Annotated in this window: 23 protein-coding genes and 2 pseudogenes; 17 read left to right on the top strand and 8 right to left on the bottom strand. The window is 56.1% G+C overall.

Features of this window, described 5'->3' with window-relative positions; all coding sequences use genetic code 11:
- The first annotated feature begins 92 nt into the window (after nucleotides 1–92).
- The 6 genes from CPH65_RS08730 to CPH65_RS08705 all read left to right on the top strand — a co-directional run bounded on the left by CPH65_RS08730 (nucleotide 93) and on the right by CPH65_RS08705 (nucleotide 5328).
- A complete protein-coding gene (locus tag CPH65_RS08730) occupies nucleotides 93–503 on the top strand; it encodes a hypothetical protein (protein ID WP_157747578.1) in 411 nt (136 codons plus the stop codon).
- Nucleotides 504–754: 251 nt separating this feature from the next.
- Nucleotides 755–1723 carry a calcium/sodium antiporter gene (locus CPH65_RS08725; RefSeq protein WP_244574574.1) on the top strand — a complete coding sequence of 323 codons (969 nt, stop codon included), beginning with the start codon at nucleotides 755–757 and terminating at the stop codon, nucleotides 1721–1723.
- Nucleotides 1724–1815: 92 nt separating this feature from the next.
- Nucleotides 1816–3750 carry an excinuclease ABC subunit UvrC gene (gene uvrC / locus CPH65_RS08720; protein WP_096173129.1) on the top strand — a complete coding sequence of 645 codons (1935 nt, stop codon included), beginning with the start codon at nucleotides 1816–1818 and terminating at the stop codon, nucleotides 3748–3750.
- A 102-nt stretch (nucleotides 3751–3852) separates the two neighbouring features.
- The gene (gene pgsA / locus CPH65_RS08715; protein ID WP_096176314.1) at nucleotides 3853–4428 is read left to right on the top strand and encodes a CDP-diacylglycerol--glycerol-3-phosphate 3-phosphatidyltransferase; all 576 of its coding nucleotides are present in this window, start codon (nucleotides 3853–3855) and stop codon (nucleotides 4426–4428) included.
- A 143-nt stretch (nucleotides 4429–4571) separates the two neighbouring features.
- Nucleotides 4572–4823: a molybdopterin converting factor subunit 1 gene (gene moaD / locus CPH65_RS08710; protein WP_096173128.1), complete on the top strand. Its 252-nt coding sequence runs from the start codon at nucleotides 4572–4574 to the stop codon at nucleotides 4821–4823.
- Between the two features lie 43 nt (nucleotides 4824–4866).
- Nucleotides 4867–5328, top strand: coding sequence for a molybdenum cofactor biosynthesis protein MoaE (locus CPH65_RS08705; RefSeq protein WP_096173127.1), 462 nt, complete (start codon nucleotides 4867–4869; stop codon nucleotides 5326–5328).
- A 63-nt stretch (nucleotides 5329–5391) separates the two neighbouring features.
- Here CPH65_RS08705 and CPH65_RS08700 read toward each other — a convergent pair whose 3' ends face one another.
- Complete coding sequence (locus CPH65_RS08700; RefSeq protein WP_096173126.1) at nucleotides 5392–6282, bottom strand: branched-chain amino acid aminotransferase; 891 nt, start codon at nucleotides 6280–6282, stop codon at nucleotides 5392–5394.
- A 372-nt stretch (nucleotides 6283–6654) separates the two neighbouring features.
- Between CPH65_RS08700 and CPH65_RS08695 the strand changes: the two genes are divergently transcribed.
- The 3 genes from CPH65_RS08695 to CPH65_RS08685 are packed head-to-tail and all read left to right on the top strand — an operon-like array spanning nucleotide 6655 to nucleotide 9420.
- Nucleotides 6655–7191 carry a MarR family winged helix-turn-helix transcriptional regulator gene (locus tag CPH65_RS08695; RefSeq protein WP_244574573.1) on the top strand — a complete coding sequence of 179 codons (537 nt, stop codon included), beginning with the start codon at nucleotides 6655–6657 and terminating at the stop codon, nucleotides 7189–7191.
- A gap of 27 nt (nucleotides 7192–7218) precedes the next feature.
- On the top strand, nucleotides 7219–7920 hold the full coding sequence (locus tag CPH65_RS08690; protein WP_096173125.1) for a response regulator: 702 nt from the start codon (nucleotides 7219–7221) through the stop codon (nucleotides 7918–7920).
- Nucleotides 7921–7977: 57 nt separating this feature from the next.
- Entirely contained in the window at nucleotides 7978–9420 is a 1443-nt protein-coding gene (locus CPH65_RS08685; RefSeq protein WP_244574572.1) for an ATP-binding protein, read from the top strand.
- 12 nt (nucleotides 9421–9432) lie between these two features.
- On the opposite strand, the gene CPH65_RS08680 is transcribed toward CPH65_RS08685, so the two are convergent.
- The 4 genes from CPH65_RS08680 to CPH65_RS08665 form a co-directional block, all read right to left on the bottom strand.
- Entirely contained in the window at nucleotides 9433–9783 is a 351-nt protein-coding gene (locus CPH65_RS08680) for a tRNA-binding protein (protein ID WP_096173124.1), read from the bottom strand.
- A 166-nt stretch (nucleotides 9784–9949) separates the two neighbouring features.
- Entirely contained in the window at nucleotides 9950–10657 is a 708-nt protein-coding gene (locus CPH65_RS08675) for a hypothetical protein (protein WP_096173123.1), read from the bottom strand.
- Nucleotides 10658–10801: 144 nt separating this feature from the next.
- Nucleotides 10802–11623, bottom strand: coding sequence for a pyrroline-5-carboxylate reductase (proC, locus tag CPH65_RS08670; RefSeq protein WP_096173122.1), 822 nt, complete (start codon nucleotides 11621–11623; stop codon nucleotides 10802–10804).
- 206 nt (nucleotides 11624–11829) lie between these two features.
- A complete protein-coding gene (locus CPH65_RS08665) occupies nucleotides 11830–12135 on the bottom strand; it encodes an accessory factor UbiK family protein (RefSeq protein WP_096173121.1) in 306 nt (101 codons plus the stop codon).
- A 194-nt stretch (nucleotides 12136–12329) separates the two neighbouring features.
- Here CPH65_RS08665 and lgt point away from each other — a divergent pair, with 194 nt between their 5' ends.
- The 7 genes and pseudogenes from lgt (at nucleotide 12330) to CPH65_RS08630 (ending at nucleotide 20214) form a co-directional block, all read left to right on the top strand.
- Complete coding sequence (gene lgt, locus CPH65_RS08660; protein ID WP_096173120.1) at nucleotides 12330–13151, top strand: prolipoprotein diacylglyceryl transferase; 822 nt, start codon at nucleotides 12330–12332, stop codon at nucleotides 13149–13151.
- Between the two features lie 18 nt (nucleotides 13152–13169).
- Nucleotides 13170–14348: a class I SAM-dependent methyltransferase gene (locus tag CPH65_RS08655; protein ID WP_096173119.1), complete on the top strand. Its 1179-nt coding sequence runs from the start codon at nucleotides 13170–13172 to the stop codon at nucleotides 14346–14348.
- 161 nt (nucleotides 14349–14509) lie between these two features.
- Nucleotides 14510–15277, top strand: a complete 768-nt coding sequence (gene pgeF / locus CPH65_RS08650) for a peptidoglycan editing factor PgeF (RefSeq protein WP_096173118.1) — start codon at nucleotides 14510–14512, stop codon at nucleotides 15275–15277.
- Nucleotides 15278–15345: 68 nt separating this feature from the next.
- A complete protein-coding gene (locus CPH65_RS08645; protein WP_096173117.1) occupies nucleotides 15346–16503 on the top strand; it encodes a Xaa-Pro peptidase family protein in 1158 nt (385 codons plus the stop codon).
- A gap of 199 nt (nucleotides 16504–16702) precedes the next feature.
- The gene (locus CPH65_RS08640; RefSeq protein ID WP_096173116.1) at nucleotides 16703–17344 is read left to right on the top strand and encodes a hypothetical protein; all 642 of its coding nucleotides are present in this window, start codon (nucleotides 16703–16705) and stop codon (nucleotides 17342–17344) included.
- A 244-nt stretch (nucleotides 17345–17588) separates the two neighbouring features.
- The gene (locus tag CPH65_RS08635) at nucleotides 17589–18521 is read left to right on the top strand and encodes a ribose-phosphate pyrophosphokinase (protein ID WP_096176311.1); all 933 of its coding nucleotides are present in this window, start codon (nucleotides 17589–17591) and stop codon (nucleotides 18519–18521) included.
- Between the two features lie 267 nt (nucleotides 18522–18788).
- Nucleotides 18789–20214, top strand: a pseudogene (locus CPH65_RS08630) (transposase).
- 296 nt (nucleotides 20215–20510) lie between these two features.
- Here CPH65_RS08630 and CPH65_RS08625 read toward each other — a convergent pair.
- The 3 genes and pseudogenes from CPH65_RS08625 to CPH65_RS24260 all read right to left on the bottom strand — a co-directional run.
- A pseudogene (locus CPH65_RS08625) lies at nucleotides 20511–21341 on the bottom strand (cytochrome-c peroxidase); the annotation flags it as partial.
- Between the two features lie 13 nt (nucleotides 21342–21354).
- Nucleotides 21355–22421 (bottom strand): IS630 family transposase gene (locus CPH65_RS08620; protein WP_096171592.1). Its coding sequence is split into 2 segments (ribosomal slippage): nucleotides 21355–21917 and nucleotides 21917–22421, totalling 1068 coding nucleotides; the frame shifts between segments, so codons are not numbered across the junction.
- Nucleotides 22422–22481: 60 nt separating this feature from the next.
- Nucleotides 22482–22727, bottom strand: coding sequence for a cytochrome c peroxidase (locus tag CPH65_RS24260; RefSeq protein WP_197703986.1), 246 nt, complete (start codon nucleotides 22725–22727; stop codon nucleotides 22482–22484).
- A 473-nt stretch (nucleotides 22728–23200) separates the two neighbouring features.
- Between CPH65_RS24260 and CPH65_RS23820 the strand changes: the two genes are divergently transcribed.
- Nucleotides 23201–23368 carry a hypothetical protein gene (locus CPH65_RS23820; protein ID WP_157747577.1) on the top strand — a complete coding sequence of 56 codons (168 nt, stop codon included), beginning with the start codon at nucleotides 23201–23203 and terminating at the stop codon, nucleotides 23366–23368.
- The last annotated feature ends 110 nt before the right edge of the window (nucleotides 23369–23478 follow it).

The raw sequence follows: 23478 nt of genomic DNA, 5'->3' as shown, positions 1-23478 counted from the left end.
CACAGGTTTCTGCGCTTTGCCGCTTGACCCCGGCGCTGTGAAAGGTGAAGTTGCAAAGCATAACGTCTTTATATTCATTGGGGTGTGTCTGCATGAGATTACCACATTTTGTGGCTGTGAGCGCTGTACTGCTCTCCACCAGCCTGTTTTCAACCTTCGCCCAAGCCTCCGCTTTGCCCGATTGCGACAGCGCAGGCGTTCTGTCCCGTGTGAACCGGACGATCACGACCGCCGAATACAATGTGGTGAAATCCGGCGATCCGGTCAATCGCATCGAGCGTGTCCGCCAGTCCAAACTCAGCGAGCACGGACCGAGCCTTTACGCCAAGCGATATTGCCGCGCCACAGGCTACACCAAGCGCGGACACAGCAAGACCATTTACTATCTCATCGAAGCCAAAGCTGGCTTTGCTGGCTATGGCTTCAGCTATGCCGTCGAAGCCTGTGTTTCCGGCCGCGATCCGTGGAAGGTTCACGGCGCTTACTGCAGTTCCGTTCGCTAGCCAACCCAAAAAAACATTCGATCGCCCAGATGCCAAAGCGGCGCATGCATTTCCGATGCCGTGCGCCGTTCCCATTTGGGCATTCCCCGAGCACGCAGCATGCCAGTTTTGATAATATCCAACTTACTGACACCCCGAGGGTTTAAAAGACAATTCCGCCTGCCTATATCTCTTAGCAACGATCATCGAGTGCGTTCGACCCGCGCAATAACTCATAAAAAACCGTAACGGACCTCTGCCGATCTATGTTGATGTATTTGTACCTCAGTGGAGGTCTTGTCCTTCTGCTCGTGGCAGGAGACCTTCTCGTGCGCGGCTCCATCGCGCTCGCCACGCGTCTCGGGATTCCCCCTCTCATTATCGGTCTGACCATTGTTTCGTTCGGCACGTCCGCGCCGGAACTGATCATCTCGCTGGACGCTGCATTCAGCAATGCGCCGGGCATTTCGATCGGCAACATCGTCGGCTCCAACATCACCAATATTTTGCTGGTCCTGGGCCTTCCTGCGCTCATCCGGGTCACGCAATGCAACGAAAGCGGCGTACGATCCAGCACGGCCTTCATGCTTGCCGTCTCGGTCATCCTGGTGGCCTTGTCTTGGGATGGTTTGCTTGATTTCCGGGCTGGCATCATCTTTCTTGCGCTTCTTGGTTTCTTTCTCAGCTGGACGGTATGGACCTCGCGCCAGCAGAAGAATGAAGCCAATGACCTGCTCGACGAAGACATGCTGGAGGAAGCCCCCTCCAATCTCTGGCTCGCAGTCGCATTTACGGTTATCGGCATTATCGGCCTGCCCATTGGCGGCAATCTGGCCGTTGAAGGGGCGACACTCATCGCGCGCAACTGGGGTGTTTCAGACGCAGCCATCGGCCTGACGGTCGTCGCGCTGGGCACCTCCCTGCCCGAACTGGTCACCACCCTTGTTGCCGCCATTCGGAACCAGTCTGCGGTGGCGATCGGCAACGTGGTCGGCTCCAACATCTTCAATATACTTGCCATCATGGGTGTCACCGCGACCATCATTCCGATTGAGGTTCCCCAGCAGATCATTCACTTTGACTTCTGGATCATGCTGGCGGCGTCGGCTCTGATGCTCCCCATCGCGCTGTTGCGCATGCCAATCACGCGCATCCGCGGGGTTGGCATGTTGATCGCATATGGCTGCTACATCGCGTTTGTGTTCAAATACGGTACGCCCAAACCTCCGCATCTTTTCTAGAATCTGCCTTCGCCTTCAGGATCACATGAGTCTCAAGGCAAAGCCCGACAACAGGGCTTTGCGCGTCACGCTCCACCAGCTATTCTCGCGCCATGACAGAAGAATCAGATACCCCGTCAGACAATGACCAACCCTCCAAACCCCGGACGGGCTTTGATGTCATAGGCGATTTCGTGCGGCGGCTGCCGAATAGCCCCGGCGTCTATCGCATGTTCAATGCGAACGGTGACGTGCTCTATGTCGGCAAGGCGCGCAATCTGAAAAAGCGTGTCTCCAACTATGCCCGCCATGGCAATCAGACCAACCGCATCCTGCGGATGATCCAGCTGACGGCCAGCATGGAGTTCGTGACCACCAACACCGAGACCGAAGCCCTGTTGCTGGAAGCGAACCTCATCAAGAGGCTGCGCCCTCGCTTCAACGTGTTGCTGCGCGACGACAAGAGCTTTCCCTATATTCTCATCGGCGAGGACCATGAAGCGCCACAGATTGCCAAGCACCGGGGCGCACGCAAACGCAAAGGCAAATACTACGGCCCCTTCGCCTCGGCTGGCGCGGTGAACAACACCATCAACGCACTGCAAAAGGCTTTCCTTTTGCGCACGTGCACCGATTCCGTCTACGAAAGCCGCACCCGTCCCTGCCTTCTTCATCAAATCAAGCGCTGCGCGGCCCCCTGCACCGGCGAAATCTCGACCGAAGGCTACAGCCATCTCGTGCGCGAGGCGCATCAGTTTCTCACGGGCAAAAGCCAGACCGTGCGCAAAGAAATGTCCGAACACATGCAGAAGGCGTCCGAGGATCTCGATTTTGAAACCGCCGCCATCTACCGCGACCGGCTCGCCGCCCTTAGTCACATCCAGTCCCATCAGGGCATCAATCCGCAAAACACCGAAGAAGCGGATGTCTTTGCCTGCTATCAGGACGGTGGCCAGACCTGCATTCAGGTGTTCTTCTTTCGCACCGGCCAGAACTGGGGCAACCGCGCCTATTTTCCCAAGGCCGACAAGACCCAGACCGAAGAGGAGGTGCTCGGTGCCTTCCTCGCCCAGTTCTACGACAACAAGCCCTGCCCGCGCCTTGTGCTGCTCTCCCATAAGGTCGAGGAGCAGGACCTGGTCGCAGAAGCTCTCACCAGCAAGTCCGAACACAAGGTAACGGTCAGCCATCCAATGCGGGGCGAGAAAAAGGATCTCGTTGATCATGCCCACGCAAATGCCCGCGAGGCACTGGGGCGGCGATTGGCGGAAACCTCAAGCCAGACCCGTCTCCTCGAAGGCGTGGCCGAGGTCTTTGGGCTGCCATCAGCACCCGGTCGGGTCGAAGTCTATGACAACAGCCACATTCAGGGCACCAACGCCGTCGGCGGCATGATTGTCGCCGGTCCCGAAGGCTTCATGAAGAACCAGTACCGCAAATTCAACATCAAGTCAGAAGACATCACACCCGGCGATGATTATGGCATGATGCGCGAAGTACTCCAGCGTCGGTTCTCGCGCCTTTTGAAGGAAAACGGCCCGCGCCCCGAAACGGCACAATCAGGTGAAGACGAAGGTCATAAGGGGGACCCCGCCTGGCCGGATTTGTTGCTCATCGACGGCGGGCGCGGCCAGCTCAACGCCGTGCTGGAAATCCTCGCCGAACTTAGCGTCCACGATCTCCCGGTGGTTGGTGTGGCCAAGGGACCAGACCGCGACGCAGGCCGGGAAAACTTTTTCATGCCCGGACGCGATAATTTCATGTTACCCTTACGCGATCCCGTTCTTTATTTCATTCAGCGGCTCCGCGATGAAGCCCACCGGTTCGCCATTGGCACCCATCGCGCCCGGCGCTCCAAACAGATTGCCCAGACCGGCCTTGAGGATATCCCCGGCATCGGTCCGGCAAGAAAGCGCGCCCTGCTGCACCATTTTGGAACGGCCAAGGCTGTGCGCGGCGCTGCACTTGCCGACCTTCTAGCCGTCGAAGGCATATCCGAACACATGGCGCAAGCCATCCACGCTTATTTTCACGAAGATAACCACTGACACGCTTCAAAGTGTTATGCCGCATTGACGCCAACCAGCCAGTCATGCTTTGAAGAAGGCCGGGACCGAGAAACCGACCGCCCTCTGCAAGGAACCGAATTCATGAATGCTGCCAAAACATTCAGCCTGCCCAATCTGCTGACTTTTGCACGCATCCTTGCCGTACCCGGCGTGGTGTTCTTCATGCTCTGGCCCACGCTCGACTGGACGCGGTGGACGGCACTGGGCATCTTTGTGGTTGCGGCCATTACTGATTTTTTCGATGGCTATCTGGCTCGCCGCTGGGATCTTCAATCAGCCTTGGGGCGCATGCTTGATCCGATCGCGGACAAGTTGCTCGTCTCGGTCTGTATTCTCATGCTGGCGATGGATGGCACGCTCTACGGCTGGCACATCTGGTCTGGCGTGATCATCCTGTGTCGCGAGATCCTCGTCTCGGGCTTGCGCGAATTTCTTGCCGACCTTCAGGTCAGCGTACCGGTGACCCGGCTTGCCAAGTGGAAAACAACCGCCCAGTTGGTTGCCTTGGGCTTCCTGCTTGCCGGACCTGCCGGTGACAAGGTTCTACCTTACAACAGCGAGATCGGGCTGACGCTCCTGTGGCTTTCCGCCCTCCTCACGCTCTATACCGGATACGACTATTTCCGGGCCGGCATGCAATACTTGCTCGACGATTGATCCGGCGGCAATAGGGCCGCTCGTCCCCAAGATGAAAAGCCTGCCCTTGTGAGAGGGCCGATCAATCGCGCATACTACCGGTTCATGGGGCCTTCAGGTCCTTCTCGCAAGGATTTCACGAAAACAGCAATAAAGGGGCGAACATGAAACTCGTCTATTTCGCCTGGATCCGCGAACGGATCGGCAAAGAAGAAGAAACGATCACCCTGCCCGACTCCGTCACCAAGGTCCGTGACCTGCTCGTCTGGCAGCGCCAGCGCGGTGAGGAATATGAGGCCGCCTTTGAGGATCTGGAGACCGTCCGCGTGGCCCTTGATCAATTCCACGCCGAACCGGATGATGAGATTGGTCAGGCAGAGGAAATCGCCTTTTTCCCGCCCATGACCGGCGGCTGATCCTCACCGGCAACATCGAAACCAAGAATGAGAAGAGCCTAATATGACCGTTCGGCTGCAAACCGAGGATTTTGATATTGCCTCGGAGATTGATGCCCTGACCCTTGGCAACCATGCCATCGGCGCTGTCGTTACATTCACCGGTCTGGTCAGGGACATGCTCGGCGACGCCCGCATCACCGATATGACCCTTGAGCATTATCCCGCCATGGCACAGGCAGAACTCGAACGGATCGAACGGGAAGCAGCAACCCGCTGGCCTGCCCTTCAGGGCAGCTGCATCATTCACCGGCACGGAACGCTCCTGCCGGGGGATCGCATCGTTCTGGTGGTCACGGTATCATCCCACCGCCAAGTCGCGTTCGAGGCTGCCGAATTCATCATGGACTATCTCAAGACCCGCGCCCCCTTCTGGAAGAAGGAGAGCCTTGCCTCGGGTGATAGCGGCTGGGTGAGCGCAACCGATGCCGATGACGCCGCGCTCAACCGCTGGCAGGAAACCTGACCGCAAACGACAAACGGCGCCCATCAAGGCGCCGTTGCATGATCATGTAGATGCTCGCTTGCCTCATTCGGCGGCAATTGCCTGAGGGTTCACTTCACTTGTATAGTCATCCATCAACTGCGTGGTGATGGCACCGGGCGTGAAGCTGTTGCTGTCGATGCTCGCGACAGGGGTTACTTCGACAGCCGTGCCGGTCAGGAAGCATTCTTCGAAATCTCCCAGCTCTTCAGGACGGATTTTGCGCTCGATGACCTTGATACCGCGGCGCCGAGCAAGATCGACAACGGTCTGCCGCGTGATCCCGTCAAGGAAGCAATCCGGAATCGGTGTGTGCAGGACACCATCCTTGGAGAAGAAGATATTGGCACCGGTCGCCTCTGCGACATTGCCCTCATAGTCGAGCATCATCGCGTCATTGTAGCCTTCATTCTCCACCTTGTGCTTGGACAGAGTGCAGATCATGTAAAGACCGGCAGCCTTGGCATGGCAAGGAATGGTGCGCGGGTCCGGACGACGCCACTCGGCAGTCGCCAGACGCAAGCCCTTGAGGCGATCTTCCGGCTTGAAGTAGGACGGCCAATTCCACGCCGCAATGGCAACATTGATCCGGTTCGACTGGGCAGAGATGCCCATCATTTCGGAACCGCGCCAGATAACCGGGCGAAGATAGGCATCGATGAGGCCTTCCTTGGCGATGATATCCTTCTGCAGCTGTTTAATCTCGTCCTTGCTGTAGGGAACGGTCATGCCGAGCGTTTCTGCTGACCGGAACAGACGGTCGGTATGCTCTTGCAGCTTGAAGATTTCGCCGCCATAGGCACGAACCCCTTCAAACACCGTGGAGCCATAATGAAGGCCATGTGAGAGGACATGCAACTTGGCGTCTTTCCACTCTACATACTCACCATTGTACCAGATGAAGCCTTCGTGCTGGTCAAATGCGGGTCCCGCCATTGTTTCTCTCCTGTGTGTTCTTCATGATCCTGACCGCCTCCCCTTGCATCTCCCTTGCATCTACAGAGTGCTTTCGAGTACGGATGGATCACATCGTTTGTTCTTGCGAAAATTAGCAATCCGAATGCCTTGCGGCAATTTGGTTTGCATATATTTCGTATTTTCTGACCTAGTGGTAACAAACGACACAAAGTAAGTCAACATTACTGACTTACTTTGTGTGCGTCCGACCGAGAAAACCTAAGACGTGACAATTGCAATTGAACCGGCTATGTCAGTAAAAGCAGAAAAATCTTCCGCTTGATGCGGCAAAATGAAAAGTTTGATCGCTCAACACCGCGCAAGCAGGAATACCGGAGACGGCGAAAAAAAATGGAAAAACCCAAAGTGATTACCAGCCCGATGTCGGAGAAGGATGGCATTTCCTTTGAACTGATCGAGCTGCTCTTCTTTGCCTACCGGGATTTCGTCGCCGATCCGGACTCCATGCTGGCCGACATTGGCTATGGCCGCGCCCATCACCGGGTGTTGCATTTCGTCAATCGCACCCCCGGCATCCCTGTCACGGCGCTGCTTGAAATGCTCAAGATCACCAAGCAAAGCCTCTCAAGGGTTCTCAAACAACTGATAGAAGACGGCTATATCACGCAGCAACCCGGCGATACCGATCGCAGACAAAGGTTGCTCTATCCGTCTCAGAAAGGCCGCGAACTGGCCCTCAAACTGTCCAAGGTTCAGGCGCGGCGCATTGAGAGCGCCTTCCAGACACTGCCTGAGGATAGTCGCCAGCCAAGCAAGGCCTTTCTTTATGCCATGATTGAGCCACAAGACCGGCCCATGGTTCGCCAACTCAACGAGGGCCTTGAAGCGCTTGGCTCTCTGGAGCATCAGGAAAGCAAGCGGAAATAGCCGTCCGCAAGAAGAGTGAAGCCACCTATGTCCAGCGCAGACAAATCCTTGCCCGACAACGCACAGCATCTCCTCGTCATTGACGATGACAGCCGGATCCGCAATCTGCTGCAACGCTATCTCACGAACAACGGCTTTCGCGTGACGACGGCCCAGAACGCCACCGAAGCGCGCAACACGATGGATGGATTGTGCTTCGACCTGCTCATCCTCGATGTCATGATGCCCGGAGAAAGCGGAATGGAACTGGCAAAGGACTTACGGAAACGAGATCAGATTCCCATTCTCATGCTGACCGCTCGTGCCGAAAGCGAATCCCGTATTCAGGGGCTGGAAATCGGCGTGGATGACTATCTCTCAAAACCGTTCGAGCCCCGAGAGCTTTTGTTGCGCATCCGCAATATCCTCAGACGGCAGAGCGCCCAGAATGGCACCCCCATCGACGAGGTGACCTTCGGCCCCTTCCTCTTCAAGCTTGAACGACAGGAATTGATGTGCGGAGAGGATGTCATCCGGCTGACCGACAGAGAGAGGGAGCTGTTGTGTCTGTTTGCCTCCCAGCCCGGAGCGACGGTAACCCGCCTTGCCCTTGCCGGAGAGGACGGAACCGGCGAACGCACGGTGGATGTCCAGATCAACCGACTGCGACGCAAGATCGAACCCGATCCGTCCAATCCAATTTACTTGCAAACCATCCGCGGCATTGGCTACCGTCTCCTGACGGACTGACACCGTCGGGTCTTCACCAACAGCGTAAACAACCGGCCTTTCATAGCAAGAGAGACGATGGATCAGCCAAACAGGCAGGACCCCACAGATAAGGAAGCCGCACACGCCAGACGGCCCGAATGGCTTAAGGCCGTGCTGAGACCTCTGGCTCCGCTCAAAGTGCTTTACGATGGCTATCGTCGAGGAGCTCGGCAACTTGGGCGCCTCATGCCCAAGGGCCTTTACGCGCGTTCCCTCATCATCATCGTCGCCCCCATGGTGATCTTGCAATCCGTGATCGCCTTTGTCTTCATGGAGCGCCACTGGCAAACGGTGACCCACCGCCTGTCAACGGCTGTCACGCAAGACATCTCGGCTATCATTGCCGTGCTGGAAGTCTATCCGCAGGACGAGGATTACAGCAAGATTATCAATCTGGCTCAGGACAAGCTCAAACTGTCCATCGCCATCCTGCCGGACGGCCCTCTCCCACCTGCCGGACCGAAACCATTCTTCAGCCTGCTCGACCAGACCCTGTCACGACAGATCAATGAACTGATCGGCAAACCCTTCTGGATCGACACCGTGGGCCGCTCCAACATTGTCGAAATTCGCATCAAGCTCGACGACAAGGTGCTGCGCGTCTTTGCACGCCGATCCCAGACATATGCCTCCAACTCGCATATCTTTCTGGTCTGGATGGCTGGCACTTCACTTGTCCTGCTCGTGGTCGCCATTCTCTTTCTGCGCAATCAGATCCGTCCGATCCAGCGACTGGCGGACGCGGCAGAGCGCTTCGGCAAGGGGCAGGAAGCCCAGAATTTTCGCCCCTCCGGTGCGCGTGAAGTGCGCCGCGCCGCCCATGCCTTTCTTGAAATGAAGCGCCGCATCGAGCGGCAGATCGAACAGCGCACGACCATGCTGGCCGGCGTCAGCCATGACTTGAGAACCATCCTCACCCGCTTCAAGCTGCAACTGGCCATTCTGGGCGATGAGCCCGAGGTGGTGGACATGCAACGCGATGTCGACGAAATGCAGAATATGCTGGAAGACTATCTAGACTTCGCCCGTGGTACGACATCGGAAGTCGCAGAAGTCTTGGACATTCCTGCGTTTCTGAGCGAGCTTCAATATGATGTGGAACGCACCGGCCAAAACCTTAGCGTCACCCATCGGGGCGGCGACGCGGTGGAGGTAAAGCCGCAGACAATCAAACGCTGCCTTCACAACCTCATCAGCAATGCCATGCGGCACGCCGACACGGTCACACTCACCTCGGAGCGTTTGGGCAACTGGTGGGCGATCGATATCGAGGATAATGGTCCGGGCATCCCCGAAGAGGAACTGGAGGCAGTCTTCCGCCCCTTCTATCGCATGGACACTGCCCGCAATCAGAACAACCCCAGCACCGGGCTGGGACTGTCAATCGCCCGAGATATCGCTCGAGTTCACGGCGGGGAAATCAAGCTCGGACGCAGTGACATGGGTGGCCTCAAGGCGACCCTGAGGCTGCCAACCTGATCCCCTTGCGGCTCAGCAAAGACGCTTGCCGTTGGGAACCGGCTTGTCGAGGGACGCAAGCACGATGTCCCCGTTGTCATCCTCATAGCCAAGGGTCAACACCTCGGACATGAAGGGCCCGATCTGCCGTGGCGGGAAATTCACAACGGCCATCACCTGCCGTCCGACCAGATCATCCTGGCTGTAATGCACCGTGATCTGGGCCGAGCTTTTCTTGACCCCGATCTCTGTTCCGAAATCGATTTTCAGCTTGTAGGCAGGCTTGCGCGCCTGAGGGAAATCCTCCACCTCCAGCACCGTGCCTGCCCTGATATCCACTTTCATGAAATCATCAAACGCAATCTCTGCAGCTGCTTCTGCCATATAATCCCCGAACGCCTTGTGTTTTCGTGATGGGTCCGCCCAGCGAGGGCGGCAATGAAATGCAGATACAATTTGGGGCGTTTCACGCCTTTTTGCAAAGCGGGAAACGCCCCATTTGTCACAAACAGCAAGAGTGTTGCAGCTTTGCCCCTTGTCGGGGCAAAACTCAGGACGGCATGGGAGCCATGCCGCTGTCCTCGGTGTAGGTTGCCTCGGGTGCCCCGGATGTCTCAGAGGTGTCGCGGTCTCTGGACTTCCGTCTGGGCTTGCAGCGTTTGCGCAGCGCAGGGACAACCCGCGCCAATCGCTCGGCGCGGCGAAGCGCCTTTTCTCCCGACTTTAGGGTCTTGTCGAGACAGGCCATGGTCTTTGAAAGATCTTCGGTATCATCATCCAGCCAGACGCTGAAGGCACGCGCGTAGGCAACAAGAGCCCCCTTGCTGCGCACAAGGCCACCCAGCCCGGCAGGTGAGATGTGAGAGACATCCATGAACCAGTCGGCGGTCAGACGCGACAGAGCCATGAGATGCAGCGACAACATCGGATCACACCGTGCCGCTTTGGTCAGCGCCACGATCAGGTCCCGATGCGGCTGCATGGCTTCGAATCGGGCCATGATCACATCGAACAGACGCTCCCGCGCCGGTTCCTCACCGATTTCAATATCATAGGCATCGAGCATCGCATAATCGATGCGTTTGACGAGTTCGGTCACATAGGCATAGCGGTTGCTGAATTCAACAAACGCCATCTTGACCTCAACCCCGGCACCGGTCGCAATTTCGGCACAGGACAGATCCCGCCAACCGCTATCAAGAACGGTGCGCGAGAATTGGTCGAACAACTGATTTCTAAGCTCTGTGTTGGCATGCATGTCGATAACCCTCTTTTCCTGTCCTACGATTGAAATAAGACACCGGATCAGTCCAAACACATAACGACAACCAATCCCCTTACGTAGTCGTACAACAGGATTGCGACGAAAAAGTGGACACCTTTGGATAGCAGAGAAGCCCGATCAGGCAGACAACTCTATGGATCGATCCCGTGCAGCGCGTGCGGCTTCTTCCACGAGATCGGATAGCCCACCCTCTTCAGCCATCAGAACCGACAGCGCCGCCGCCGTGGTGCCCCCCGGAGAGGTCACATTCTGGCGAAGTGTCTCGGCCGAAAGCTCTGACTGGTGGAGCAGTTCACCAGCCCCAACGATGGTCTGGCGCGCCAGAATGGCAGCCGTCTCGGGATCAAGCCCAAGCGTTTCGCCTGCTTTGGCCATGGCTTCGACGAGATGGAAAACATAGGCCGGACCGGAGCCGGAAATCGCAGTGACGGAATCAATGAGATCTTCGCTTGGCACCCAGACGAACCGCCCCATCGAGGACAAGAGGGTTGCAACGACGTCGCGCATGTCCGAACTGATCTGCTCATCAGCATGGGCCGCTGTCATGCCGCGGCCAACCTGAGCGGGCGTGTTGGGCATGGCACGAACGATCAAGGTGCCCTGTCCCAGATGCTTGCGGAAATCGACGGCTTTCTTGCCCGCCGCCACCGACACGACAACAGTGTTGGCATCGACAACGGACGCCAGCGTCGGCAACACGGTGTCGATCATCTGAGGCTTGACCGCAACAACCATGACCTGAGGAGCAGCAACACCCTCAGGCGAGGCAACAAGAGAGAAACCCTTTTCTTTGGCAAAAGCTTGCAGCGCGTCGCTCTGGCCCGGATCAATCACCGTGACCTTGGCTGCATCGAGCCCCATGTCGAGCCAACCGGCCAGCATCGCGCTGCCCATCTTGCCTGCCCCGACCAGCACCAGTGAGAGATTTCCCAATTCCATGTTCCTGTTTCCCTGAAAAATGCGCTCCGGGATACGACCCGAACCTTGTTTGTCGATCTTGTATAGTGAGTGCCACAGTCTTTAGGAGAATTCAAACCACTGACGAAAAAAGAAACAAGGGGCGAAGAAACAAAAAAGCCCGCCACATTGAAGCGGCAGGCTTTTCATTTCTGAGGATTGGCAATCAAAAGAATTCCAGCGCCTGACTAGATCGCTGAAGTCGGCTCGTCTGTTGCGCCCTGTCCGTCTTCGCTGGCACTGGTAATACCGAGTTTTTCTTCCACCACGGCCAACCGGGCGGCCAGCGCCTCATTTTCGTCACGGGCTGCGACGGCCATTGCCTTCACGGCTTCGAACTCATCGCGCGTGACCAGATCCATGTCCCCCATCAAACGCTCGAGCTGGGCGCGAATGGCGGTCTCCGCCTCATCACGAACCCCTTGGGCAACGCCAGCGGCATCCGTCATCAGCTTTGCGAATTCATCGAAAAGTCGGTTGTTGGTCTGTGTCATTGCACTCGCTCCTCACTCGACATGCGTCAACTGGCCCGACTGGTCATTCCCGCATATCCGCCTAAGATCTTTTCCTCACACTGATATAATGTGCCTTGGGCATTACACAATTAAAAAATAGGCTGTCTCTTGACTTGTCCCATCGCACACAACTAACCCTCAGCAAGTCAAAGACATCATATTAGGGGCGCAGCGTGACCTTTCTGGCTATTCCATTCCCGACCATAGACCCGGTTCTCCTGTCCCTTGGGCCCATCCAGATACACTGGTATGCGATTGCCTACATCGTCGGCATCCTGCTTGCCTGGTCCTATACCCGGCGCATGGCGCGACAGGCTCACCTCTGGCCAAGCGAGCAAAGCCCGCTGACCGCAACGGATCTCGATGATTTTGTCATCTGGGCAACATTGGGCATCATTATCGGCGGTCGGCTGGGATATGTGCTGTTCTACAATCTCGACGCCTATCTGGCCAATCCGGCCCAGATCTTGGCGGTCTGGAATGGCGGCATGGCCTTCCACGGCGGTTTTCTGGGCGTCACGATCGCCATGATCCTGTTTGCCCGGGCGCGGTCGATCAACATCTTCTCGATGTTCGACCTCATCGCGCTCGCCGCCCCGTTCGGACTGTTTTTCGGCCGTGTTGCCAACTTCATCAATTCCGAACTCTGGGGGCGCACCACCGACCTGCCGTGGGGGGTGATCTTTCCCAATGCCGGTCCTGAGCCTCGCCACCCCAGCCAGCTTTATGAAGCCGCCCTTGAAGGGATTCTTCTCTTCCTCATCCTGCGCATTCTGAGCCATTCCACCAACGCGCTCAAACACCCCGGCACCGTGGCCGGTTGTTTTGCCATCCTTTACGGCATCTTTCGCAGCCTTGTTGAACTGGTGCGGCTTCCGGACAGCCAGATCGGCTACCTCAGCTTTGGCACCACCATGGGAATGTGGTTATCTGCCCCGATGATTCTGGCAGGAATGCTGCTCTTGGTTTATGCTCGCCTCAAGGCAAGACCATAACTCAGACCAAAGGCAGATATGAGCGATCCCACCGAGCCTCATCGATCCAATGCGCCTGATACGGCCAACCGCGCCCTCTTACCCGATCAGGAGACACCTCTGGAAACCCGTCTCAAACGCATGATTGCAACCGGCGGGCCGATCTCCGTTGCCGACTACATGACCCTGTGCCTGACCGACCCCGAACACGGTTATTACACCAACGCACAGCCCATAGGCCAAGAGGGCGACTTCATCACCGCACCCGAAATAAGCCAGATGTTCGGCGAGATCATCGGTATTTTCATGTTGTCAGTCTGGCAGCAGTCGGGCCGCCCCTCGCCGTTCCATCTGGTCGAGCTCGGCCCCGGTCGCGGCACCCTGATGCGCGACATGCTGCGGGCCATCACCACCGATGAAGCAGCCGCACGCGCCCTGCATATTCACCTTGTCGAGATCAGTCCGGATTTGAGACAGGAGCAGCAGACCTGCCTTGCCGACCTGCCGCTCCCGGCTGAATGGCATGGAAGCCTGAAAACCCTGCCCGATGCACCACTGTTCTTTGTGGCCAACGAATTCTTCGACTGCCTGCCCGTCCATCAGTGGATCGTAACCGGTGAAGCGGTTCATGAGCGTGTCGTAGGCCTCGACAAAGAGGGGGCCCTCGCCTTCGGCGTTGGTCCGATTCGCGCCTACCATGCACGCTCCGATCAGGCCGCCCCTGAAAAGGGTGCCATTCTGGAAAAGAGCCCGGCAAGCGAAGCCATCATGGCCGACATTGCAGGCCGTCTCGCGCTTCGTGGCGGTGCGGGTCTCTTCATCGACTATGGCTATGTCGACGCCGGGTTCGGCGACACGCTTCAGGCGCTCAAGGCCCATGGCCATGCCGACCCGCTGGCCTTGCCAGGCAAGCAGGACCTGACGGCGCATGTGAATTTTTCGGCCCTTGCCGACTGTGCCAGAGCCGAACTCGCAAAAGCCGAAGGATCGGCAAACCCACTCACCGTCCCGGATCCCGTCACACAAGGCACCTTTCTTCTGAACCTTGGCCTGCTGGAACGGGCGGGACAATTGGGCACAAGCAAAAGCCATAGGGAGCAGGAGGCCATTCAAAGCGCGGTTGAACGGCTGGCTGGCCCTGATCAAATGGGGAATCTGTTCAAAACCATGGCGATATTGCCTCAAGCGGTCACAATTCCGCCTTTCTCGGTTGGATAGCATTGACCATCTTCATTACCATACGGATCAATCGACCGGGGATGATTTCCGGTTGACTTGATCAAACGGACACTCAACACTTCTCTTGCTACGGCTGCGGCGCTCCGCGCCCACAGGACCACCCGACACCGCAACACACAGCAGGATTTCAGAAAGTCCCCATGCGCATCGAGCATCCAGCCCTTTCCGAACTGACCGGCATCCAGCACGGTTTCTTCACGCGCAACGGTGGCACCTCCAGTGAAAGCTATCAAAGCCTGAATTGTGGTTACGGATCGGATGATGATCATGAACAGGTCCGCAAGAACCGGGCCCGGGTGGCAGAGGCCATGACCGTGACGGAAGGAAATCTGGTCACCGCTCATCAGGTTCACTCCCCCGAAGCTCTCATCATCGATGCTCCCTTTGCAGGAACAACCGTTCCCAAGGTCGACGCACTGGTCACCGCGAAACGGGGCCTTGCCGTCGCCATTCTCACTGCCGATTGCGGCCCGCTTCTGTTTGCGGACCCCAATGCGGGTGTGGTCGCAGCCGCTCATGCGGGCTGGCGCGGCGCATTTGACGGCGTCATTGAATCGACCCTTGGTCGCATGGAAGAGCTGGGCGCGACAAAACGCGACATCACGGCAATTCTGGGGCCCACCATCTCCCGCCCGAACTATGAGGTGGATCTGGGGTTCAAGGACCGGTTCACCGCTCGGGAAGCCGCCTATGAACGCTTCTTCTCGGACGGCAAACGGGAGGGGCATGTCCAGTTCGACCTGCCCGCCTTCATTCTCTCAAAGCTGCAGGCAAGCGGCGTCGGCACGGCGATCAGCCTTGACCGCTGCACCTACGCGCTAGAGGATCAGTTTTTCAGCTATCGGCGCTCGACTCATCAAAGGGAGCCCGATTATGGACGACAGATATCGGCAATCACCGTGATCTGATACACTCGACGTCACGACCCGAAGAGACATCGTCAGTTCTAAAGGTTCGACAAGCAAGGAGCACATGAATGGCGCTACACTTTTCGCCGGATGAATATGAGGGCCGGAAGGCCTCTGTCCTGGCAAAGATGGCCGACCGTAAACTGGATGCACTGCTGCTCTTCTCTCAGGAGACCATGTACTGGTTGACCGGCTATGACACCACCGGCTTCAATCTCTTCCAGTGTCTGGTTCTGAGAAAGGGAGGCCAGACAGACTTGCTGACCCGTTCGGCAGACGTGCTTCAGGCCAAGCTGACATCCAACATCGACAACGTCCATATCTGGTCCGACCGGATCAAGAAGAAGGCCTCCCCGGCCATGCAGCTGCGCGGTCTGCTGGATGATCTGGACATGTTGGGCAGCAAGATCGGCATCGAGTATGACGCCCACGGGCTGACGGCCAAGGATGGCAGAACGCTGGATGAATCCCTGCGCTCCTTTGCCGATACCGAGGACGCATCCCGCATTATCCCGCCCTTGCGTGCCATCAAGTCGGGCGCCGAAATCGCCTTTGTCCGCAAAGCTGGCGAACTCACCGACTTGGCCTACAAGGAAACCTTGCCGCTCATTGCGGCCGGTGCGGACGAGAGCAAGATCCTCGCAACCCTGCAGGGCGTGATCCTTGAGAACGGGGGCGATTATCCCGCAAATGACTTTGTGGTCAGTTCGGGCGAGGAAGCCCTGCTCTGCCGCTACAACACCGGGCGACGACTGCTCGACGCGCAGGATCAGCTCACCCTCGAATGGTCCGGGGTCTATCGCCATTTCCATGCGCCAGCCTCCCGTACCATCATCATCGGACGCCCCCAGCCGCGCCATCGCGAGCTTTACAAGATAGCCATGCGAGCCCTGCAGGCCATGGAAAGCGCCATGACCCCTGGACACATGATCGGGGAGATCTTCGACACCCACGCACATGTTGTCGATGACATGGGTGCCAACAAACTTCGGCTCAACGCCTGCGGCTACAGCGTCGGCGCGTCCTTCGCTCCAAGCTGGATGGATTGGCCACTGATCTATCGCGGCAATGAGAATCTCGTCAGTCCGAACATGACCCTGTTCGCGCAGGTCAATCTGATGGACAGCAATGAAAACGTCGCCATGAGCCTCGGCCAGACTTATCTGACGACGGACGGCGCCCCCGAACCTCTGTCGGAGCTGCCGCTCGACCTTGCCACTCGCTAGGGTCATGCGGGCAGACATCGCACCAGAACCAATCAAAGGTGAAAACCCGTAAGCCCCCGGCGAGTAATTAGTAAAATATAACAAATGACAGGATCGCAGTCCCAAATCGAGGCCAGGGACTGCATCATGGTCAGCCGCCGTGATAGGTTTATCCGGCGGGGACACACTGCGAATCACAGATGCGGAGCAACAATCGAACATGCTAAGACTATGGAAGCGACCAATCGGCAAGGCAGGAACCAGCGCTCTTCTCATTCTTGCGCTGACTGGCTGCATAGGCACCGGTTCCCCCACACCACCGGGCAAGATCGGGACGGGGCCAGCCTCCATCGTGGAAAATCTGCCCCCTGCGGACGAGGCTCCGGACACCCCGGCCACGGCCCTCGCTGACTCCGAGGGAACAGACACGCTCCCGCCAGCCTCTTCCGTCCCCGCAACACAGACCCAGCTTGCGCCGCAGACATACAAGGCCCCTGCATCGGAAGCCGTACTGACTTTCGAACCGATGGTTGGCGCGCCCAAAACAGTCGCGCGTGAACTCTCAGCGGCCCTTGGCCTCAGGGTCGCCCAGCAGTCCCTACCCGTTGTTGCCCGCTCGGATTCCAAAGTGACCCATCGCATCAAGGGCTATTTCTCGGCCAGTGAATCCGGCGATGACTGCATCGTCTCCTATGTGTGGGACATCTTCAACGCCCAAGGCAAGCGCATCAATCGCATCACCGGCTCCAAGAAGACCCCGATGGTTGGCTCGGACCCGTGGGCGAGCGTCAAGGGGCCCGTGCTGGATGAGGTCGCCGTTGATACCGCAGCCAAGCTGAAAAGCTGGCATGCTAGCATCTAGAAACCCGAGCCTGACAGCTCCGGTCCAGCCATGACCCGTCGAGGCGCTAAAGTGCCTCGACCAATGCGCCATAGTGCATGAAAAGCCGAACGCGCTGAATATTGGCAAAATATTGACGCAACCCCGTCACTGAAACTTTACATTGCCCGGAATCCGTGGTTACAAGGCGCTGTCACAGGGTCGCATCGGAGCAGACCCCACCAATGGCTCCCCCAACTATGCGAAGCGACAGGGCACAAGGTTCATGAAACTTCTCGCCGCCAATTCCAATCCCACCCTCACCAAACGCATTGCGGAATATCTCGGTATCGAGCTCAGTGATGTTTCCGTAAGACGCTTTGCTGATCAGGAAATTTTCATCGAAGTCCACGAAAATGTCCGCGGTCAAGATGTCTTTGTGGTGCAGTCAACGTCCTATCCGGCAAATGACCATCTGATGGAGCTGTTGATCCTGATCGACGCCCTTCGCCGTGCATCTGCGCGCCGCATCACCGCCGTCATCCCCTATTTCGGCTACGCCCGTCAGGACCGCAAGCCCGGCCCCCGCACCCCGATCTCCGCCAAACTGGTAGCCAATCTCATCTCCCATGCCGGCGCTGACCGTGTTTTGACCCTTGATCTGCATGCCGCGCAGATTCAAGGGTTTTTTGATATTCCCACCGACAACCTCTATGCAGCACCGGTCCTCTCGCGGGACATTCTGGAGCGCAACGAAGTGGAAGACGTGATGGTGGTCTCGCCTGACGTCGGCGGCGTGGTTCGTGCCCGTGCCCTTGCCAAGCGCATTGGCGCACCGCTCGCCATTGTCGACAAACGCCGCGAACGCGCTGGCGAATCCGAAGTCATGAACATCATTGGTGACGTGTCGGGCCGAAACTGCATCCTCGTTGACGATATCATCGATTCTGGCGGAACCCTTTGCAACGCCGCCGAAGCGCTGATGAACAAGGGTGCCTCGTCGGTTACCGCCTACATCACCCATGGCGTCCTGTCTGGCGGCGCGGTGGCCCGCATCACCGCCTCCAAGCTGCGCGAACTGGTCATCACCGATTCCATCCAGCCCACCGAGGCCATCCTCAACGCCCACAACATCCGCGTTTTGAGCGTCGCCAACCTGCTCGGCGAAGCGATCTCACGCACCGCCAACGAACAGTCGGTTTCGTCTTTGTTTGACTAAGGCATTTGGCTTGGCCAAATGCCGACGGTAGCGCGGCAATCTCCGCACCATCAGCGGCAGGCGTCTTTGCAACGCAAAGCGCCGAGAGCTCGAAGAACACCATTGGAAACACAAAAGCCCGACCATCCGGCCGGGCTTTTTTATTGCCGTCTCGAAGCCTTTCCGAAAACGTAAGGCAGTTTCCCGCCCAATTTTGTTGAAAAACTAATGTTGCGATGCGGCAAGAATGCTGATTCAATCTTCCCATGGGATGGGGGATTGAAAGCGATGATGGGGCGTCGAGAGAATCAGCAAGCCGAGCTATTTTATGAGTTTTCACTTGAGAGGCACGTGCCTCAGGATCATCTTCTGCGGACTATTGATCGCTTCGTTGATCTGACATCTGTCCGTGACCATCTCCAACCATTCTATAGCCACACAGGCCGCCCCTCGGTCGATCCAGAACAGATGATCCGGATGCTGCTGGTCGGCTATATCAATGGTATCCGCTCCGAGCGGCGTCTTTGCGAAGAGGTTCATCTCAATTTGGCTTATCGATGGTTTTGTCGGCTGGATCTGACCGATCCCGTTCCAGACCATTCGACTTTCTCGAAGAACCGACATGGTCGTTTCCGTGAAAGCAATCTGCTACGGGTGGTATTCGAGGCAGTGGTTGCCCGTTGCATTGAAGAGGGTGTCGTTGGTGGTGAGCACTTTGCGAGGGATGCCAGTCTCATCGAGGCCGATGCCAACAAACAGAATTCTACTGCCAAGGAAGATTGGGATCCTGACAAGATCAATCCAGAGATTGCCTCTCGCGCGGTCAAGGACTATCTCTTTGCTCTGGATGATGAGGCTTTCGGCGCGGCGACAGATGTCGTTCCCAAATTCACTTCACACTCTGATCCATCAAGTCAATGGACAGCGGCCCGTCATGGACCAGCTTTCTTTGCCTATTCAAACAATTATCTTATCGATACGGATCACGCGATCATCGTTGATGTTCAGGCCAGCCGCTCAGTGCGAACTGGCGAGACCTATGCCACGCGGACCATGATTGAACGCACACATGAGAGGTTTGGTCTTTGGCCGGAGCGATTGATAGCTGATACTGCCGATGGGGCGGCAGAGATGCTGGCATGGGTGGTCTATGATTGGGGAATTGAACCGCATATTCCAGTGTTCCATTGCCTGGCAGGCAAGCGAAGCGCCGCCGAGAAGGGACAAATCGAAACGCGATGATGGAACATTCTCGCGGGAAGACTTTGTTTATGAGCGTGAGACGGATTCCTATATCTGTCCGGCAGGCAAGCAACTGCTCAGAAATCGCAGAAAGTTCCAGACCGTTCGTGCGGATCAAAGTGACCTTGATTTTGTCAAATATGGAGCAGCAAAAGCAGACTGCGAAGCCTGTGGCCTCAGGCAACAATGCTGTCCAAAGGGAGCTCCGCGCAGGCTTCTGCGTTCAAAATATGAAGGCGCTCGCCAGATGGCCCGCGACATAGCCAAAACCGAAGATTATGCCATCTCATGCAAGCTGTGAAAGAAGGTCGAGATGCTGTTCGCCCATCTCAAACGCATCTTGGGCCTCAGGCGGCTCAGGTTACGAGGTCCCAATGGAGCCAATGACGAATTCCTCCTAGCAGCAACCGCCCAGAACCTCAGAAAACTTGCAAAGCTCTTCCCAGGCGGACCAAAGCCGCAAACGGCGTGAGGCAATCTCATTCGTCTATTCTTGGAATACCTGAAACCCGACTAGAAAAGGTGAGTTTTTCAACGGGATTCGCCCATTTGAGACATTGAAAACTAAGGAACATTAGCAGACCTAGGGCGACTATTTTTTGGGCCAAAGTTGTCATTCACAGGCAAGTTAGCCGCAAAGCAGCCTCATCTTAAAGGAATGGTATGTTTCGCCTGAATGCCCAAAAGCCCCTTCCAGAGGTCCCTGGAAGGGGAAATGTGGTTTGGCTCCCCTTTGTTGGGGATCTCTCATTCTTGACGATATGCTGCCTATCGAGCGATCATGGGTTCCGGTTTCGGGGTTGTTTTGGTTTCAACCGGCAAGATCGGATAGGTAATCTTGGGCTGCTCGCCTGTCAGGGTCTTGAGGAAAGCTGTGATGGCCTTGATCTGTTCATCATTGAGTTCCTCACCCAATTGGCTAGTGCTCATGATAGCAACAGCCTGTTCCAAATCCCAGACCATGCCGGAATGGAAGTAGGGTGCTGTAAGCGCGATATTGCGCAGTGGACCGGCGCGGAAGACATACTCCTCATCGGCAGTTTTGGTAACGGCAAAACGGCCCTTGTCATTCTCTGGTAGAATGTCTGCTCCGGGCTTCTCTATCACACCAAACGGATAGTAGCCTTCACCACCAAGATTGACCCCAGCATGGCATGAGGCACATCCTGTATCGATGAAGAGGCGCAGACCTTCCTGTTCCAGATCATTCATCACTTTGGTGTTGCCTTCAAGGAACTGGTCAAAGCGGGAATGGGGAGTGATGAGGGTTGCTTCGAAGGCTTCGATGGCTTTTGCCATATTGTCGAAGCTAACCGGGTTTTCTTCCCCCGGGAACGCATCGGTAAAGCGTGTCACATATTCGGGCAGGCTTTTAAGAGTTTCTTCAACGCGTGCTGGCGTGCTGGCCATTTCAACCCCGGCTTGAACCGGTCCCTTGGCTTGGGCCTTGAGATCTTCAGCTCTGCCGTCCCAAAACTGAGCTAAGTTGAAGACCGCATTCAGGACCGTTGGTGCGTTGCGTGGACCCTTCTGCCAGCCGTGGCCGATGGAGGTTTCCAGATTGTCATCTCCACCCATGCCCAGATTGTGGCAGGTGTTATACCAACGGCATTTAATTCTGACCTTCTTGAGCCCATTTTCTCATACCTATTGAATGGATGATGGTTGGGTTGGCGGAGAGGCTCTTCCATGCTTGGCAACCAGCATCAAGAATGGCGGCATAGTCTTCGAAGACCCGATTGGACAGGAAGGTACCGCGCAGATACTGCCAAATATTCTCAACTGGGTTCAGTTCCGGTGATTTGGAAGGCAACAGGAGGATGGTGATATTCTTGGGCACGTTGAGTCTGCTTGTCGTATGCCATCCGGCACGATCCATCAGCACCACGGCATGAGCGCCGCGCGCCACTGTCCTTGAGACTTCTTCGAGGTGCATTTGCATGGCCTGTGTATTTGCAAAAGGCATCATCAATCCCGCGCCAACGCCACGCGCTGGACATATTGCACCGAACAGATAGGCATTTTTATATCGCTGATCGGCTGGCAGACGTGGTCTGGTTCCCTTTTTTGCCCATAGTCGGGCCAGTCCATTCTTCTGACCAAGCCTAGCCTCATCTTGCCACCAAATCTCGATGGGCTTGTTCTTTGGCAAATGGCCTACATGCGCTGCCAACGTTGCGGAGAAGTTTTTTTGAAAGCATCAATGACTTCAGGCTTTTGTTCTGGATGTTGAGGTCGACCAGATATGCGCACATACCCCATGCGGCGCAAAAGATCCCGTACTCCACGTTCCTTGTAGGAGACCCCAAACCGCTCTTGGATCACACGCACCAGATCCTGGCTACGCCAGACAGAGACGCCGTCCTTCTCAGGATCAGGACCGGTTTCAACGATAGCAACAAACTCTTCGAGCTGTTCTGGGCTCAAGCGCATGGGAGCGCCGGTTGCTTTGATGTCGACAAGACCATCGGTGCCTTGCTCATTGAAGCGAAGAACCCAATCTCGCAAAGTCTGGCGGTCCATACCGCCGACTTTGGCGGCATCAGCACGGTTCATGCCGTCATAGACAGCCGCAATGGCCAGTAGGCGGCGGCTCTGTTTGGCATTGCGGCATCCTTTGGCAAGACGGCGCAAACTATCGGCGTCAAAAGCATCGCTAAGAATCAAAGCGGCAGACATGGCAAAATCTCCTTTGCCATGTTGAATCACGCCAGTGCTAAAAATGGAATCCCTAAAGAGTCAGAACTTCACGCCCTTGGTATTACAGGAAATCAGCGCAGAGGAAGAAAGGCGCGGTTCGAAGAACAGCATTTTACCAAGTTCTATTTTCTCGCCGGTTACAGCATTGTCTTTGACTGCTGGAACAACAGACGGGATTGCTTTGAAATAATCACGGGCCTCTTCGAGAAGCTCGTTAGCGACGGCAATTTGCGGTGCAATAAGAAAAGCCGTACCTGCAAGCAGGGTAATTGAAAGTCGGGTCATTGGTCCTCCAGATAGGCGCTCAGGATTAGCCCCTTTAAACTTACATTTTGAAGTTGAGTTCTTGAGCGTGATGCAAGACAGCTGCAAACATCTATGTGAAATACGAACAGCTTGAATCAACTGCTTAGAACAATCCTAATCTACGGATTATGAAATTATGTCGCATTGCGGTGGTGCATCGCGCTGTGATAATTTCTATGTCATCAGGAGGAGGAGGGGTTTCTGTCTTTTTTGGGTGATGCATTGGTGCGCGCAGATTTCTGAAATTTATTGCGCGAACGATCGTGGTTTACCGAAATTCTGCTTTCTCGGTGCATTTCTGACGGACTGCCTGTGTATGCTGCTCTGTTTTTCAATATATTCGCTTATGTAAAAAGGTCCTGTGACATTTTGCCGAACCGTCCAGATCCACCTATAGCTCTGCCCAAACCAATCTGTCTTTTTTTACTGCTTAGCTGAGTTGCGAGCCTTCCATGATGAAACTAAAAATTAGTCAGACTTCTCCGTATGCCAGAGCCGCTAGAATTGCTGTTTCCTTGCTAAATCTGGAATCTCAAGATGAGATGCAAATCGTGAATAATCGTGGACATGATGAACAACTGCTCGCTTGGAAAGGCGCCAACGCTAATCTTGGAAAATGAACAGGTTCTTTTCGATCGCCGGGTCATCGTTGAATATCTTTACCCTCGCAAAGGTAAGGCGGTTTACCTTCTTCAAGAGTCCAAAAAAATTTCAAAGTCAAATCACACTG

Source organism: Cohaesibacter sp. ES.047, assembly GCF_900215505.1.
Classification (GTDB): Bacteria; Pseudomonadota; Alphaproteobacteria; order Rhizobiales; family Cohaesibacteraceae; genus Cohaesibacter.
Note: the sequence above shows the minus strand (reverse complement) of the source record. Positions and strands in the feature narration are given on the sequence as shown.

What these genes read in the sequence shown, in the direction of transcription:
- CPH65_RS08730 (WP_157747578.1), top strand. Translation starts at nt 93, where the DNA reads ATGAGATTACCACATTTTGTGGCTGTGAGCGCTGTACTGCTCTCCACC.
- CPH65_RS08725 (WP_244574574.1), top strand. Translation starts at nt 755, where the DNA reads ATGTATTTGTACCTCAGTGGAGGTCTTGTCCTTCTGCTCGTGGCAGGA.
- uvrC (WP_096173129.1), top strand. Translation starts at nt 1,816, where the DNA reads ATGACAGAAGAATCAGATACCCCGTCAGACAATGACCAACCCTCCAAA.
- pgsA (WP_096176314.1), top strand. Translation starts at nt 3,853, where the DNA reads ATGAATGCTGCCAAAACATTCAGCCTGCCCAATCTGCTGACTTTTGCA.
- moaD (WP_096173128.1), top strand. Translation starts at nt 4,572, where the DNA reads ATGAAACTCGTCTATTTCGCCTGGATCCGCGAACGGATCGGCAAAGAA.
- CPH65_RS08705 (WP_096173127.1), top strand. Translation starts at nt 4,867, where the DNA reads ATGACCGTTCGGCTGCAAACCGAGGATTTTGATATTGCCTCGGAGATT.
- CPH65_RS08700 (WP_096173126.1), bottom strand. Translation starts at nt 6,282, where the DNA reads ATGGCGGGACCCGCATTTGACCAGCACGAAGGCTTCATCTGGTACAAT.
- CPH65_RS08695 (WP_244574573.1), top strand. Translation starts at nt 6,655, where the DNA reads ATGGAAAAACCCAAAGTGATTACCAGCCCGATGTCGGAGAAGGATGGC.
- CPH65_RS08690 (WP_096173125.1), top strand. Translation starts at nt 7,219, where the DNA reads ATGTCCAGCGCAGACAAATCCTTGCCCGACAACGCACAGCATCTCCTC.
- CPH65_RS08685 (WP_244574572.1), top strand. Translation starts at nt 7,978, where the DNA reads ATGGATCAGCCAAACAGGCAGGACCCCACAGATAAGGAAGCCGCACAC.
- CPH65_RS08680 (WP_096173124.1), bottom strand. Translation starts at nt 9,783, where the DNA reads ATGGCAGAAGCAGCTGCAGAGATTGCGTTTGATGATTTCATGAAAGTG.
- CPH65_RS08675 (WP_096173123.1), bottom strand. Translation starts at nt 10,657, where the DNA reads ATGCATGCCAACACAGAGCTTAGAAATCAGTTGTTCGACCAATTCTCG.
- proC (WP_096173122.1), bottom strand. Translation starts at nt 11,623, where the DNA reads ATGGAATTGGGAAATCTCTCACTGGTGCTGGTCGGGGCAGGCAAGATG.
- CPH65_RS08665 (WP_096173121.1), bottom strand. Translation starts at nt 12,135, where the DNA reads ATGACACAGACCAACAACCGACTTTTCGATGAATTCGCAAAGCTGATG.
- CPH65_RS08655 (WP_096173119.1), top strand. Translation starts at nt 13,170, where the DNA reads ATGAGCGATCCCACCGAGCCTCATCGATCCAATGCGCCTGATACGGCC.
- pgeF (WP_096173118.1), top strand. Translation starts at nt 14,510, where the DNA reads ATGCGCATCGAGCATCCAGCCCTTTCCGAACTGACCGGCATCCAGCAC.
- CPH65_RS08645 (WP_096173117.1), top strand. Translation starts at nt 15,346, where the DNA reads ATGGCGCTACACTTTTCGCCGGATGAATATGAGGGCCGGAAGGCCTCT.
- CPH65_RS08640 (WP_096173116.1), top strand. Translation starts at nt 16,703, where the DNA reads ATGCTAAGACTATGGAAGCGACCAATCGGCAAGGCAGGAACCAGCGCT.
- CPH65_RS08635 (WP_096176311.1), top strand. Translation starts at nt 17,589, where the DNA reads ATGAAACTTCTCGCCGCCAATTCCAATCCCACCCTCACCAAACGCATT.
- CPH65_RS24260 (WP_197703986.1), bottom strand. Translation starts at nt 22,727, where the DNA reads ATGACCCGACTTTCAATTACCCTGCTTGCAGGTACGGCTTTTCTTATT.
- CPH65_RS23820 (WP_157747577.1), top strand. Translation starts at nt 23,201, where the DNA reads ATGATGAAACTAAAAATTAGTCAGACTTCTCCGTATGCCAGAGCCGCT.